At 65.6% G+C, this 13,867-nt stretch carries 12 protein-coding genes and 1 pseudogene; 9 read left to right on the forward strand and 4 right to left on the reverse strand.

The window, feature by feature from the left end; all coding sequences use genetic code 11:
* Window positions 1–17: 17 nt before the first annotated feature.
* From WKW82_RS13345 to WKW82_RS13360, 4 genes are read left to right on the forward strand one after another with little or no spacing between them, the layout of a single operon-like run.
* Window positions 18–1,601 (forward strand): UxaA family hydrolase, encoded by a 1,584-nt coding sequence (locus WKW82_RS13345; protein ID WP_340342762.1) that lies wholly within the window; start codon window positions 18–20, stop codon window positions 1,599–1,601.
* A 15-nt stretch (window positions 1,602–1,616) separates the two neighbouring features.
* Window positions 1,617–2,546, forward strand: coding sequence for a dihydrodipicolinate synthase family protein (locus WKW82_RS13350; protein WP_340342763.1), 930 nt, complete (start codon window positions 1,617–1,619; stop codon window positions 2,544–2,546).
* A gap of 23 nt (window positions 2,547–2,569) precedes the next feature.
* Window positions 2,570–4,006 carry an aldehyde dehydrogenase family protein gene (locus WKW82_RS13355; protein ID WP_340342764.1) on the forward strand — a complete coding sequence of 479 codons (1,437 nt, stop codon included), beginning with the start codon at window positions 2,570–2,572 and terminating at the stop codon, window positions 4,004–4,006.
* A gap of 41 nt (window positions 4,007–4,047) precedes the next feature.
* Entirely contained in the window at window positions 4,048–5,022 is a 975-nt protein-coding gene (locus WKW82_RS13360; RefSeq protein ID WP_340342765.1) for a Bug family tripartite tricarboxylate transporter substrate binding protein, read from the forward strand.
* Between the two features lie 20 nt (window positions 5,023–5,042).
* On the opposite strand, the gene WKW82_RS13365 is transcribed toward WKW82_RS13360, so the two are convergent.
* Window positions 5,043–5,966 (reverse strand): DUF3616 domain-containing protein, encoded by a 924-nt coding sequence (locus WKW82_RS13365; protein WP_340342766.1) that lies wholly within the window; start codon window positions 5,964–5,966, stop codon window positions 5,043–5,045.
* Between the two features lie 134 nt (window positions 5,967–6,100).
* Between WKW82_RS13365 and WKW82_RS13370 the strand changes: the two genes are divergently transcribed.
* On the forward strand, window positions 6,101–6,661 hold the full coding sequence (locus WKW82_RS13370) for a transporter associated domain-containing protein (protein WP_340342767.1): 561 nt from the start codon (window positions 6,101–6,103) through the stop codon (window positions 6,659–6,661).
* Here WKW82_RS13370 and WKW82_RS13375 read toward each other — a convergent pair.
* Together WKW82_RS13375 and WKW82_RS13380 are read right to left on the reverse strand one after the other, a co-directional pair.
* Window positions 6,634–7,404 carry a porin family protein gene (locus tag WKW82_RS13375; RefSeq protein WP_340342768.1) on the reverse strand — a complete coding sequence of 257 codons (771 nt, stop codon included), beginning with the start codon at window positions 7,402–7,404 and terminating at the stop codon, window positions 6,634–6,636. The genes WKW82_RS13370 and WKW82_RS13375 overlap by 28 nt on opposite strands.
* Window positions 7,405–7,406: 2 nt before the next feature.
* The gene (locus WKW82_RS13380; RefSeq protein ID WP_340342769.1) at window positions 7,407–8,843 is read right to left on the reverse strand and encodes an arylsulfatase B; all 1,437 of its coding nucleotides are present in this window, start codon (window positions 8,841–8,843) and stop codon (window positions 7,407–7,409) included.
* 174 nt (window positions 8,844–9,017) lie between these two features.
* Between WKW82_RS13380 and WKW82_RS13385 the strand changes: the two genes are divergently transcribed.
* Complete coding sequence (locus WKW82_RS13385) at window positions 9,018–9,617, forward strand: TetR/AcrR family transcriptional regulator (RefSeq protein ID WP_340342770.1); 600 nt, start codon at window positions 9,018–9,020, stop codon at window positions 9,615–9,617.
* Window positions 9,618–9,700: 83 nt separating this feature from the next.
* A complete protein-coding gene (locus WKW82_RS13390; RefSeq protein WP_340342771.1) occupies window positions 9,701–10,336 on the forward strand; it encodes an MliC family protein in 636 nt (211 codons plus the stop codon).
* A gap of 196 nt (window positions 10,337–10,532) precedes the next feature.
* Here WKW82_RS13390 and WKW82_RS13395 read toward each other — a convergent pair whose 3' ends face one another.
* Entirely contained in the window at window positions 10,533–11,264 is a 732-nt protein-coding gene (locus WKW82_RS13395; RefSeq protein WP_340342772.1) for an SDR family oxidoreductase, read from the reverse strand.
* Between the two features lie 125 nt (window positions 11,265–11,389).
* Between WKW82_RS13395 and WKW82_RS13400 the strand changes: the two are divergent.
* A pseudogene (locus WKW82_RS13400) lies at window positions 11,390–12,085 on the forward strand (dienelactone hydrolase family protein); the annotation flags it as partial.
* A gap of 573 nt (window positions 12,086–12,658) precedes the next feature.
* Window positions 12,659–13,831 carry an ABC transporter substrate-binding protein gene (locus tag WKW82_RS13405; RefSeq protein ID WP_340342774.1) on the forward strand — a complete coding sequence of 391 codons (1,173 nt, stop codon included), beginning with the start codon at window positions 12,659–12,661 and terminating at the stop codon, window positions 13,829–13,831.
* Window positions 13,832–13,867 lie beyond the last annotated feature (36 nt).

Consider the following 13,867-nt stretch of genomic DNA (forward strand, 5'->3'; position numbering starts at 1 on the left):
CATCGGAACCCCAGACCATGTATTCACCCACCGAAGAGCAGGCGTTGAAACAGCCCGCCGAACCGCCGGCACGCCCTCACGTGCGGGTGATCCGGCTGCACCCGGATGACGATGTCGTCATCTCGCTCGACCAGCTGATGTCGGGCACGCACATCGCGAGCGAGGGCGTCGACGTCTCAGGCCTGGTACCGCCCGGGCACAAGATGGCCACGCGGGCGATCGAGCCCGGCCAGGCCGTGCGCCGGTACGGGCAGATCATCGGCTTCGCCAGCCAGCCGATCCGCGCCGGGCAGCATGTGCACACGCACAACCTGGCGATGGGCGACTTCACGCGGGACTATGCGTACGGCGCCGATTCGAAGTCGTCACCGAAGGCCGTCGAACCCGCCACGTTCCAGGGCATCGTCCGCGAAGACGGGCGCGTCGCGACGCGCAACTACATCGGCATCCTGACCTCGGTGAATTGCTCGGCCACCGTGGCGCGTGCCATCGCCGATCATTTCCGCCGCGACATCCATCCGGAGATGCTCGCGGACTATCCCAACGTCGACGGCGTGGTCGCGCTCACGCATGGGGCCGGCTGCGCGGTCGACCCCGATGGCGAAGGCCTGGCCATCCTGCAGCGCACGCTGGGCGGCTATGCCTGCCATCCCAACTTTGCGAGCGTGCTCGTGATCGGCCTGGGTTGCGAGACCAACCAGATCCCCAAGCTGCTCGCGACGCAAGGGCTGAGCGACAGCGCTCGGCTGCGCAGCTTCACGATCCAGGACACCGGCGGCACCACGCGCACCATCGCGCATGGCATCGAGCAGATCAGGGCGATGCTGCCCGAGGCCAACAAGGTCCTGCGCGAGACCGTGTCAGCGAGCCATCTGGTCATCGGCCTGCAGTGCGGCGGCTCGGATGGCTACTCGGGCATTTCGGCCAACCCGGTGCTCGGTGCCGCGGTCGATCTGCTGGTGGCGCATGGCGGCACGGCCATCCTCAGCGAAACACCGGAGATCTACGGCGCCGAGCACCTGCTGACACGCCGGGCCGAGACGCCAGAGATCGGCCACAAGCTGATCGCGCGCATCCGTTGGTGGGAGGAATACTGCGGCCGCAACGGCGCCGCGATGGACAACAACCCCTCCGCTGGCAACAAGGCCGGAGGCCTGACCACGGTGCTCGAGAAATCGCTCGGCGGCATCGCCAAGGCCGGTTCGACCAATCTCGTGGACGTCTACGAGTACGCGCAGCCCGTGAAGGCGCACGGCCTCGTGTTCATGGACACGCCGGGCTACGACCCGATCTCGGCCACGGGCCAGGTCGCGGGCGGCGCCAACCTGATCTGCTTCACTACGGGACGCGGTTCCGCCTACGGCTGCGCGCCTTCGCCTTCGTTCAAGCTGGCGACCAACACCGCGTTGTGGGAACGGCAATCCGACGACATGGACCTGAACTGCGGCGAGGTGCTCGACGGCACGCGCAGCATCCAGGAACTCGGCGCACGCTTGTTCCGCATGCTGCTGGACACCGCGTCCGGCCAACCCTCGCGCAGCGAACTGCACGGCTATGGCCAGCAGGAATTTGTCCCCTGGCAGATCAGCGTGATCACCTGAACACAACACAAGAACATGACATCCACTTCCCGCGCCCGGTATGAGGGCCTCTTTCCTGTCGTGCCCACGCCCTTCACCGAAAGCGGTGAGCTCGACCTTGAAAGCCAGAAGCGCTGCGTCGACTTCATGATCGACGCCGGCTCCAACGGCCTTTGCATCCTCGCGAACTTCTCGGAACAGTTTCTGCTGTCCGACGAGGAGCGCGAGGTGCTCACGCGCACCGTGCTCGAACACGTCGATGGCCGCGTGCCGGTGATCGTGACCACCACGCACTTCAGCACCGACGTGTGCGCGGCGCGCAGCCGCCGCGCGCAGGAGCAGGGCGCGGCGATGCTGATGGTGATGCCGCCGTACCACGGCGCGACCTTCCGCGTGCCCGAACCGCAGATCTTCGAGTTCTACGCACGACTGTCGGATGCGGTGGACATTCCGATCATGATCCAGGACGCGCCCGCCGCAGGGACGCCCCTGTCTGCCGCCTTCCTTGCGCGCATGGCCAAGGAGATCGAGCATGTCGCCTACTTCAAGATCGAGACCGCGGGCGCGGCAGCCAAGTTGCGCGAGTTGATCCGCCTCGGTGGCGACGCCATCGAAGGCCCGTGGGATGGCGAGGAAGCGATCACGCTGGTGCCCGACCTCGATGCCGGCGCGACCGGCGCCATGACAGGCGGCGGCTTCCCGGACGGCATCCGGCCGATCCTCGACGCCTGGCGCGCAGGTCGGCGCGACGAAGCCATCGCAGGCTACGAGCGATGGCTGCCGCTCATCAACATCGAGAACCGGCAGTGCGGGCCACTGGCCGCCAAGTCGTTGATGAAGGAGGGCGGGGTGATCGCCTGCGAGGCACCACGCCATCCCTTCCCCGCGATTCATCCGGCAGCCCGCGCGCTGCTGATCGAAACCGCCAAACGCCTCGACGCGCAAGTGCTGCGCTGGGCCCGATAGTCCCGAAGCCACAGAAAGCTAGGATGCAACAACACGACAACCTCATCGGCGGCCAGTGGACCAAGGGCAACGCCTACAGCCCCAACCTGAATCCGTCGAACCTGGGCGACACGATCGCCGAGTACACGCAGGGTAACGCGACTCATGTCGAAGCCGCCGTGGCCGCTGCCACGGCCGCCTTCCCGGCCTGGGCCACGGGCAGCATCCAGGCCCGCAGCGACGCACTCGACAAGATCGGCACCGAGATCCTCGCGCGCCGCGAAGAGCTCGGTACGCTGCTCTCGCGCGAAGAGGGCAAGACCAAGGCCGAAGGCATCGGCGAAGCCACGCGCGCCGGACAGATCTTCAAGTTCTTCGCCGGCGAATGCCTGCGCCTGTCGGGCGAGACGCTGCCTTCGGTGCGTCCGAACATCGGCGTCGAGATCACGCGCGAGCCGGTCGGTGTCGTCGGCCTGATCACGCCCTGGAACTTCCCGATCGCGATTCCCGCCTGGAAGATCGCGCCGGCCCTGGCCTTCGGCAATTGCGTGGTGCTCAAGCCGGCCGACCTGGTGCCGGGCTCGTCCTGGGCATTGGCCGAGATCATCAGCCGCTCGGGCATTCCGGCCGGCGTGTTCAACCTGGTGATGGGCCGCGGCAGCGTCATCGGCAATGCGCTGGTGAACCACCCCGGCATCCATGCGATCAGCTTCACCGGCTCGGTCGGCGTGGGCCGCAACATCGCGATCCAGTGCGTGACCAACCACAAGAAGGTGCAACTGGAGATGGGCGGCAAGAACCCGCAAGTCATCCTCGACGACGCCGACTTGAACCAGGCCGTCGAACTCAGCGTGCAGAGCGCCTTCTACTCAACCGGCCAGCGCTGCACCGCATCCAGCCGCCTGATCGTCACCGAAGGCATCTACCCCAAGTTCATCGCAGCGATGCAGGAACGCATGGCGAAGATCAAGGTGGGCGATGCGCTCGCCGCCGGCACCGACATCGGCCCTGTGTCGAGCCAGTCGCAACTGGACCAGGACCTGGAATACATCGCCATCGGCAAGGGCGAGGGCGCCACGCTGGCGGCAGGTGGTGAACGCCTGAAGCTCGGCACCGAGGGCTACTACATGTCGCCCGCGCTGTTCAGCGAATCGATCGCGTCGATGCGCATCAACAAGGAGGAAATCTTCGGCCCGGTGGCGAGCGTGATCCGCGTGAAGAACTACGAGGAAGCACTGGCCACGGCCAACGACACCGAGTTCGGCCTGTCCGCCGGCATCGCCACCACGAGCCTGAAGTACGCCACGCACTTCAAGCGCCACAGCCAGGCCGGCATGGTGATGGTCAACCTGCCGACCGCGGGCGTGGACTATCACGTGCCCTTCGGCGGCCGCAAGGGCAGCAGCTACGGCCCGCGCGAGCAGGGCAAGTACGCACAGGAATTCTTCACCACGGTGAAGACGGCCTACACACAAGCCTGACCGCAGGCAGGCAACGATCCCATCCACAACGGAGTCTCCCCATGAAAATAGTCGGTTCCTCGACCGCAACGCGGCGCTTCCTGGCGCTGTCGGTGTTCTCGCTTCTTGCATCGACGGCGCTTGCCGCCGACTATCCGAACCGCCCGGTGGAACTCGTCGTGGCCGCCTCGGCCGGCGGCGGCACCGACGTCGTTGCGCGCGCGTTCGCGGAGGCCATGCGCACGCACCTGCCCCAACCCCTGATCGTCATCAACAAGCCCGGGGCTTCGAGCGCGATCGGCTTCGCGGAAGTCGCCAATTCCAAGCCCGATGGCTACAAGGTGGGCGTGATGAGCGTGAACCTCGTCATCCTGCCCGCGCTGGGCCTCATGAAGGTCAACGCCGATGACTTCATTCCGGTGGCTCGACTGAACTTCGATCCCGCGGCGATCACGGTGCGTGCCGATTCGCCCTGGAAGACCGTGGAAGAGTTCATCGCCGACGCCAAGAAGAAACCCGGCGTGATGCAGGTCGGCAACGGCGGCGTGGGCGACATCTGGCATGTTGCGGCGGCCGCGGTCGAGGACCGCACGGGCGCACAGTTCAACCATGTGCCGTTCCAGGGAGCGGCCCCGGCGGTCGCGAGCCTGCTCGGCGGCCACGTGGATGCCATCACGGTGAGCCCCGGCGAAGTGAAGCAGCATGTGCAGGGCGGCAAGCTTCGCGTGCTCGCGATCATGGCCGACCAACGGCTGGGTGGTGCCTACGCCGGCGTCCCGACACTCAAGGAACGCAACATCGACCTGTCGATCGGCGTGTGGCGCGGCCTCGCCGTTCCCAAGGGCACGCCGTCGGACGTCGTGCAGACGCTGAGCAAGGCCGTGAAGGAGGCCGCCGCCGAGCCGGCCTACAAGGAGACGCTGGCCAAGGCCAACCTCGGTGAGTCGTATGCAGACGCGGCCGGCTTCAAGGCCGACATCGAAAGCGACCGGGAGTCGCTGAAGAAGGTGCTCGCCAAGCTCGTGATCCAGAAGTAGGGGCAGCTGGAGCGGGTGCGTCAGGAGCCGGTCTGCAACTGGTCGAAATCCAGCAGGAGATAGCTCGCGGCTCGACCGGTCTTCCGATCGCCATCGTCGCTGACGATGAGGATGCGTCCCTTCCCGTGGAGCACCGCCGAACACACGCCTTCCGCGTGCTTCAGGCTCTTCAGGCCCGGAACGACGACGCGGCGCGCCGGACTGCCTTTTCGACCTTGCCAGAGCCAGAGTCCAAAGGGCTCGTTCTTGCGCGACAGCGGGCCGCTGACGACCAGGTACTCGGCGAGCGTGCGGACGTAGGCCAGTCCGCGGATTCCCTGGCCGCCCAGATCGAGTTCGTCGAGATCGGCAGCCACCTGCGGCGCTTCGTCCGCTTCGAAGATGCCGCGGGTATTTTCGATGCGCGCGATGATCGCGCGACCCTCGCGCAACGGGCCACGAAAGCCGACCAGCAGTTGCCGCTGGTCTTGGGTGACCTCCAGCGCCTCGATGTTGAGTCCCGCGCCGGTCTTGACATCCGGCACCTCTGCGGCAGCCGCCAGCACGGGATGCGCTGCCGTCAGCGCGCGCTTCAATCCCTTGGCGATTTTCGGATCCTCGACCCGATGGCCCTCGACGCGAAACCTGACAAGCCGTTCACGGGAGTCCTTCTCGTCGCCATCGTCGTCACGGGAGTGCGACGTGATCGCGTACATGAAACCGTCCCGATCCGACGCAAGGCCTTCGAGGTCGTCCAGTTTCCAGAAGTCGCTGAAGATCTGAAGCAGACCGGGTCCAAGCGCGCTGCTGTCGACCTGCCCATCGGCGCCGATGGTAAGCACGCTGAAGGGATGCTCCTTCTCGTCCTCCACGACAAGAAACCGGCCGTCGGGAAGCTGCTGGATGCCTGACGGCTCGTAGATACCGGTCAGTGATCGAAAAGCGGGAGGTGCCTTGTTCGCCATCGAGGCATTGTCTACCTGCCGATGCGGTCGCGCGCGGGAAACTGGCCGGACGGTAACGGCCGGCCGCGCTCCGCGACGGTGGCCATCACGAAGGACGATGGGGGCGTGATCGGGACCTGAAGACAGAGGCAGGAATGCGGGACGACAAGGTGGACGGGAACGACCTGCGTCCTCCGCTCTACGTCGCCGAGTCGACGAGCGCCATTCGCGTCATCGACATCTTGCGCACGGCGCGGGGGCAACTCGTGCTGGCCAACGACGAGCACGGCGCGCTCAGAGGCCTCGTCACGCCCATCGACGTGCTGGAGGCCATCGCAGGAGAGTTTCCCGACGAGGACGAGACGCTGGAAGTCCAGGACACCGGTCCGAACCAATGGACCGTCGCCGGCATGGCGGACTTGCGTCTGCTGGAGCAAGCGCTGCAGACCCATGACCTCCTGGGCGACGATGGCAGCTACATCTCCATGGCCGGGCTGCTGCTCGCAAAGCTGGGCCACCAGCCCGGGGTTGGCGATGTCTGGTCGCATGGCGACCTGGAGTTCAGGATCGCCGACGCGGACGCTCAGCGCATCAAGTCGGTCGCGGTTCGGCGGCTCACACGTGAACAAGCCGCCCTGGAGGACGCAAGCCTGAGCGCCGTCAGGCCATCGTCGCATGCCGGTGCAACTCAGAACCTGAACCCGAGCCCGACGTAGAAGCCGCCCATCGCGGCCCGGTTGACCAGTTCGTCGTCGCGCTTGTAGCTGAGGTAGCGGTAGCCGAGCTTGATGGCCGTCGCCGGCGAATACTGGTAGTTGGCGCCGGCGATGGCCTGCCAGTTGGTGTTCGAGTTGCCCGCACCGATGTCCAGGTAGCCCAGCAGCGACCACTTGTCACCGACCGGCACGAGCACCCGCGCGCCGAGGATGCCGCTGGTCGAGTTAGCGGTGTCCTCGATCCGGCGGCCCGGGCCGCGCAAGGTGGGCGCGATGCTCACGATGACGTTGGTCTTGAGGTTGACGTAGCGGATGCCACCGACGGCGTCGACCGTCACTCCCGGCGTGTCGACCACGCGATAGAGGCCGGCCAGCGTGACGATCGTCTGCTTGAACGTGACGTCATAGCCGCCGGCCAGTCCGCCCAGGTATTGGTTGGAGACGCCGAGCTTGACGTACTGCAGGTCGAGCAGGCCGCCCCAGGCGCCCTTGCGCGCTTCGAGCGAGCCCATTGCGCCCATCTCCAGCGCCTTCAGCAGGCTGGTGGAATTCACGCTCACGGTGTTCCCCGGGAGCGGGCCGAACTGGAGGTCGGAGCGGATACCCGGCGTCCACAGGTAGGGTGTGAGTTCGAATCGCCAGGCGTCCGTCGAAGTCGCTGTCTGCGCCGTTGCGGACTGGCTGGCGAGCGCTGCCGTGAGGCCACAGCACATGGCAAGCGCTCTGCATTTCTTCTCGAGCATCATCAGTCCCCTCCGTTGAGCGCACTCTCCTCGCCCGGCAGCGCAGGCGGCATGTGCATGCGCTCACGAATGGCTTCGAACTCCGTCTGAAGCAGCAGGGACTTCTCCATCTGCAGCGACAACTCGTTCGCGCGCTTCTGCAGTGCGTTGACCTGGTCGGCGTGGGCCGCGGCGACATTGCTCTTCTCGTAGGGATCGTGCGCGATGTCGTAGAGCTCGACCGACTGCGGCAAGGGCGTGCGCCAGATGAGCTTCCAGTCGCCCTGTCGAATGCCGGCGCGGTACGGCTCCACGTTGTAGACGACCTCGGTGCGCGGCGATGGCTTGCCCTCGCTGATCGTCGGCCACACATCGAGCCCGTCGAGGGGCTTGCTGCGAGCCGTCGGCGCGCCTGCGAGGCCGGTGACCGTGGCATACATGTCGACAACGTGGATCATCTCGCCCACCGTGCTGCCGGGCTGGATATGCCCGGGCCAGTTGGCCAGCGCCACCACGCGGGTACCGCCTTCGTACAGGGAGCCCTTGCCGTCACGATACGGGCCGTTGTCGACGGGGATCTTGATCTTCGACATGTCCCCCTCGCCGGCGAACATCGGGTTGCTCGTTCCCCCGTTGTCGCTCTGGAAGACGACCAGCGTGTTGTCCCGCATCCCGTTCTTCTCGAGCGCCGCCATGACGCGGCCGATCTCGTAATCCATGGCAGTGACCATCGCCGCGTAGGCCCGGCGACTCGGGTCCTTGATCTGCGGGTATTGGTCGAGCCACGCCTTCGGCGCCTGGTAGGGCGTGTGCGGCGCATTGAAGGTCAGGTAGAGGAACAGCGGAACGGCGCGGTCATGCCCGGAGATGTACTTCACCGCCTGGTTGCCGATCAGCGTGGTCGAGTAGCCCTTCTCACGCAGCGGCTTGTTGTTGATGTACCAGTCGAGCACGCCGTGCTGCTCGTGGGTGTTGTAGTCGATCTCGCCGATCAGGGGTCCGTACTGGTAGTCGAAGCCGCGTTGCCTCGGCCAGTATTTGCGGTCTGCGTGGCCGAGGTGCCACTTCCCGATGATGGCGGTCTGGTAACCCGCTCCCTTGAGGGCCTGGGGCAAGAGCCATTCGTCCGTGGCCAGGCCGTATTTGTGACCCGACAGGATGACTGCCGTCTGCAGTCCGTAGCGCAGCGGATAGCGCCCGGTCATGAGCGCAGCGCGCGTCGGCGTGCACATCGGCTGCGCATAGAACTGCTCGAGCCGTGCGCCGGTCTGGGCCAGCTTGTCGATGTTCGGCGTGCGGATGTCGGAGCCGTGAAACCCGACGTCCTTCCAGCCGAGGTCGTCGGCCAGGATGTAGACGATGTTCGGCTTCGATGCTTCGGCAGCGTGTGCCGGAGCGACCGCGCCGAGCGCGAGAGCGACGGCCGGAATCCACCAGGTCTTGAGCGCGGGGAAATTCATCAGGAGCACCTTTCGCATGTCGAGGGTTGGAACCCACAGCGACGACGGAATCTTGCTCCCTGGATGTCATGTGAGACATTATCGTCATCATGACAAATAGAGTCAAAATGTTTCCGCATGACCAGAATCAAGAAACCGCCCGAGCCAGGCGAGGGCACTGACCACCGACCGCGCGTGGCGCGCGAGCGGCGCGAACGCATGGAAGCAAGAATCGTCGAAGCGGCGTTGAACGTTTTTGCGGAGAGGGGGCCGGACGCCCCGGTGATCGATGACTTCATCAGCGCGGCCGGGGTGGCGCGCGGCACCTTCTACCGCTACTTCCAGAACACCGAGCAGCTGCTCGAAGCAACGACCATGCGGCTGCAGGACGATCTGATGGTGGCGATCGAAGCGGAGATGCTCGGCCTCGACGACCCTGTAGATCGCCTGGCCACAGGATCGCTCCTCTGGCTGAGGAAGGCGCAGAGCGATCCCGCCTGGTGTGCATTCACGGTGCGCGTGAAACCCCAGAGCGCGCTGGTCGAGCAGACCCTTCTTGCGGATTTGCGCGGGGGCAAGCGCGCTGGCGACTTCTCATTTGCGAGTCCCCAGACGGCTCGGGACCTGGTCGTCGGGACGATTCGGGAAGGGATGAGTCGCATGATGGTCGAACGCTTGCCGCGAACGTACGCGGTGGACGTCGTTCGAATGCTGCTGAGGGGGCTGGGCTTGAGCTTCGTGAAGACCGATGCCGTGCTGGCGGCCTGCATCGCGAAACTGCAGCGTTCGACCTGACCGTCGCATCGCGCAAGATTGCCGGGAGTTGCATCGATGGCCGACCTCCGCAACACTGGACGGCTTTCCCCAAGGAGCATGCCATGACGCTTGCACGTACCCGTACCTCGTCGGTCGCCACGCTGCCCATCCTGCTGCTGGCCGTCTCGCAAGCACTTGCCGCATCGCCGAGCTTCAGTTGCGCCAAGCCCAGTGGCGCCGCGGAAGAAGCCATCTGCAAGGACGACACGCTGGCGGCGCTGGACCGCGAGAACGCACGCGTCTACAGCCTCGCCCGCGGCATGCCCGGCCTGGACCCCTGGAAGAGGAACCAGCTGATCGCGATGCAGCGGGGCTGGATCAAGGGGCGAAACGACTGCTGGAAGTCGGAGGATGCGAAGGCTTGCATCCGCGATTCATACGTGATGCGGATCGCAGAAGTGCGCGGTGGTTATACGGGAGCGCGCGCGAAGGGCGGCGTCAGCATCGGGCCTGTGGCGGTCAAATGCCCGGGCACGGCCGCCATGAACGCGACCTTCGTCAACGTCGACCCGCAACTGGCCTACCTCGGCGGAGGCGATATCAGCCTCGTGATGACGATTGACCGATCGGGTTCGGGCGCGAAGTACACGGGCAAGTCCCCGCAAGGCGAAGCCATGTTCTGGCAAAAAGGGCCAGAAGCCATCGTGCAGCTCCCCGGCGGCAAGGAGATGACATGCAGCGTCGGGCCGCTGAAATGAAACCCACCCCCGAATGCGCCTGCGGCGCTCCCCCTCAAGGGGGCGCACCCAACGGCCCGGCAAAGCCGGATCCGTGGGTGCCCACGAACTGGCAACGTCGTACTCGCCCCGGTTTCATGCGTCGCGGAAGACGCGCCAGCGCCATGGAAAACTGAAATGACACACCGCGGTGCATCCAGCGCCGGCCTTGTACCCCTCAACCCGGCAGATACTTCGCCAGCTCGCGCTCGATCACCTTCGGGTCTTCCTTCATCCCCGCGTTGATCCAGCCTGCGAAATCGCCGACATAGACCTCCTCATCGCCATTCTCCAGTCCCGCCAGCACGGCTTTCGCGACTTCGGCGGGCGATGACATCGGCCCCTGGAAGCCCTTGCTCATCTCGGTATCGACCGCGCCCGGCATCACGGCCACCACCAGCGTGCCCTTGGCTGCGAGTTCGGCGCGCACGCCTTCGGTCATGCGCAGTCCGGCGGCCTTGGCCGCGCACAGCGAGCCCATGCCCGGGATCGTGACCTTGGCGAGGATCGACATCATGTTGACGATGGCGCCGCCGGCGTCGAGCTGCGGCGCGAAGGCGCGGCACATTGCCAGCGTGCCCAGGTAGTTGGTCGTGACCTCGGCCTGCGCATCGTCGAGCGAGCCGGCCGAGAGAAAGCCCTGGTGGCGGTTGATGCCGGCGTTGTTGACCAGCAGGTTGACATTGGTGCAGCGCGCCTTCACTGCAGCGATCTGTTGCGCATCGGTGATGTCGAGCGTCAGCAGTTCCAGCCGGGCTGGATGCGCCTTGGCAAGCGCATCCAGCGATGCCGTGTTGCGCGCGGTCGCATAGACCTTCTTCGCGCCCGCGGCCAGCAGGTGCTGGACCAGTTCGAGGCCGATGCCGCGGTTGGCACCGGTGACGAGGGCGATGGCGTTCTGGATCTTCATGTTGATCTTCAAGGTGCTTGGACGCGTTGTGCCTTGTGGCGGTTGCTCGCGCCCCGTGAGTGGAAATGCTTTGCTCCTAAACTTTAGGCGCGCAGCTTGCGCCCCCTCACTCAGGAGAACCCTAGATGGCAAGTCAGTACATCGACATGAAGGCCGCCGACGGCAGCGGCAGCTTTCGCGGCTACCTTGCGCTTCCGCCCTCGGGCACCGGTCCGGGCCTTGTGATTGCGCAGGAGATCTTCGGCGTCAACAAGACCATGCGCGACGTGGCCGACGCGTACGCCGCCGAAGGCTTCGTCGTGCTGGTGCCCGACATCTTCTGGCGCCAGGAGCCGAACGTCGAGCTTGGCTACACCGAGGCCGACTGGCAGCGCGCCATGGGCTTCTACGCACGCTTCGACGAGGCCAAGGGCATGGAAGACATCCAGACGGCGATCACCACCTTGCGCGCGCGGCCTGAGGTCAGGAACCGCAAGGTCGGCACCGTGGGCTTCTGCCTCGGCGGAAAGCTCGCCTACCTCGCCGCCTGCCGCACCGACACGGACGTGTCCGTCGGCTACTACGGCGTGGGCATCGACGCCGCGCTGGGTGAGGCGGAGAACATCAGGAAGCCGCTGGTGCTGCACATCGCCGAACTCGACAAGTTCTGCCCGCCCGAGGCGCGCGACCAGATCCTGAAGACGCTGGCCGGCCGGCCCCACATCACGCTGGACGTGTACCCCGGCCAGGACCATGCGTTTGCGCGAGTGGGTGGGGAGCACTATGACAAGGCGTCCGCCGACCTGGCGCATGAGCGGACGGTTGGAGCGTTCAAGGCAGCGGGGCTGGTCTAGAGGAGGGCGGGTCGGGTCGTGTCGCTCCAGCGCCCTCAGGGCCGTGCGCGGCCCGCCCCCTTTATGGAGAAGATGCAACGGCGCATCTTTTCAAGAGACGCGTCGGGGTTTGTGCGTCACCGCCTCTAACGTTCTGGACCCCTCGATCAACCCCAGAGCCCGGCATGCGATACCTGATGGTCGCCGCCTCTGTGCCGCCGAGCAGCGCAGCGTGTTGCGGATCAGGGCTGGCGATTGTCTGAGCGCAACGCAGTGGAGCGAGTTCGAGCCAGACCCCGCGACACGCGAGCAGCGCAGGGCAGTCGCGAAGCGACCGGCACAGTGAAGGCGACCGGCGGGTATCGCGTGCCGGGCGGATTTCGCAGCGGGCGTACGTCCGCACCAGTTGCACGTCCGAAACAGGCGCATGTCCAAAACAGGCGCAATTCCAAACCGAGAACATCAAAACGGACAAACCCTCGGTGTGCCCGATTCGACCAAAACCTGCCAGATCTGGCTTGCACATTCCCCGCCAAGCACTGCACCATCCGTCGGAGAACGAACCCACTCGCTGGAGCCACGATGAATTTCCGATGGATCGCCGCCGCGCTAGCCGTGGCCGCCTGCATGTCTCCCGCCTACGCGGCCGACAAGATCAAGGTGGGCTTCCTGTCCACCCTTTCCGGGCCGGGCGGTGCCCTCGGGGTCGACATCCGGGACGGCTTCCAACTCGCCCTCAAGCACCGCGGCGACAAGCTCGGCGGCCTGCCCGTCGAGCTTGCCATCGTCGATGACCAGCAAAGCGCCGACACCGGCCGCCAGGCCGCGGAACGCATGCTCAAGCGCGACAAGGTCGACGTCATGACCGGCATGGTGTTCTCCAACGTGCTGCTGCCCATCATGCCCAGCATCCTCGGCAACGACACCGTCTATCTTTCCACCAACACCGGCCCCGCCGAATACGCCGGCGACAAGTGCAACAAGAACTTCTTCGCCGTCGCCTGGCAGAACGAGGACATTCCCGCGGCCATGGGCCAGTACGTCACGGAGAAGGGCCCCAAGAGCGTCTACCTCATCGCCCCCAACTACCCCGGCGGGCGCGAATCCATTGGCGGCTTCAAGCGCCTCTACAAGGGCAAGATCGCCGAAGAGGTCTACGTCAAGATGGGCCAACTCGACTTCTCGTCGGAGCTTGCGCAGTTGCGGGCCTCCGGCGCCGACTCGGCCTTCTTCTTCCTGCCGGGTGGCATGGGCATCAGCTTCATCAAGCAGTTCGTCGCCTCGGGCCTGAGCAAGGACATCACGCTCTACGCGCCCGGTTTCTCGGGCGACCAGGACACCATCAAGGCCGTCGGCGAGCCCATGCTCGGCATGTTCAATTCGTCGCAATGGGCCGCCGACCTGCCGAACGAAGCCAACCAGAAGTTCGTCGCCGACTTCGAGAAGACCTACGGCCGCATCCCCACGCTCTACGCCTCGCAAGGCTATGACGCCGCCATGCTGCTCGACAGCGCCGTGCGCGACGTCAAGGGCAAGATCGAGGACAAGGCCGCCTTCCGCAAGGCGCTGCGCGCGGCCAACTTCAAGTCGGTGCGCGGCAACTTCAAGTTCAACGTCAACCAGTACCCGATCCAGAACTACTACCTGCGCGTCGTCGGCCGCGACAAGGAGGGCCGCATCACCAACCGCACGATGAAGACCATCCTGGCCGACTACCACGACCCCTTCGCGTCCACCTGCAAGATGGCGCAGTAACCCACAACCCCCCGACAACCACCAACCGGAAGAGAC

The organism is Variovorax rhizosphaerae, from assembly GCF_037889975.1.
GTDB lineage: Bacteria > Pseudomonadota > Gammaproteobacteria > Burkholderiales > Burkholderiaceae_C > Variovorax > Variovorax rhizosphaerae.

Coding starts and splice junctions, on each gene's coding strand:
- WKW82_RS13345 (WP_340342762.1), top strand. CDS start 18: ATGTATTCACCCACCGAAGAGCAGGCGTTGAAACAGCCCGCCGAACCG.
- WKW82_RS13350 (WP_340342763.1), top strand. CDS start 1,617: ATGACATCCACTTCCCGCGCCCGGTATGAGGGCCTCTTTCCTGTCGTG.
- WKW82_RS13355 (WP_340342764.1), top strand. CDS start 2,570: ATGCAACAACACGACAACCTCATCGGCGGCCAGTGGACCAAGGGCAAC.
- WKW82_RS13360 (WP_340342765.1), top strand. CDS start 4,048: ATGAAAATAGTCGGTTCCTCGACCGCAACGCGGCGCTTCCTGGCGCTG.
- WKW82_RS13365 (WP_340342766.1), bottom strand. CDS start 5,966: ATGGCGAACAAGGCACCTCCCGCTTTTCGATCACTGACCGGTATCTAC.
- WKW82_RS13370 (WP_340342767.1), top strand. CDS start 6,101: ATGCGGGACGACAAGGTGGACGGGAACGACCTGCGTCCTCCGCTCTAC.
- WKW82_RS13375 (WP_340342768.1), bottom strand. CDS start 7,404: ATGCTCGAGAAGAAATGCAGAGCGCTTGCCATGTGCTGTGGCCTCACG.
- WKW82_RS13380 (WP_340342769.1), bottom strand. CDS start 8,843: ATGAATTTCCCCGCGCTCAAGACCTGGTGGATTCCGGCCGTCGCTCTC.
- WKW82_RS13390 (WP_340342771.1), top strand. CDS start 9,701: ATGACGCTTGCACGTACCCGTACCTCGTCGGTCGCCACGCTGCCCATC.
- WKW82_RS13395 (WP_340342772.1), bottom strand. CDS start 11,264: ATGAAGATCCAGAACGCCATCGCCCTCGTCACCGGTGCCAACCGCGGC.
- WKW82_RS13405 (WP_340342774.1), top strand. CDS start 12,659: ATGAATTTCCGATGGATCGCCGCCGCGCTAGCCGTGGCCGCCTGCATG.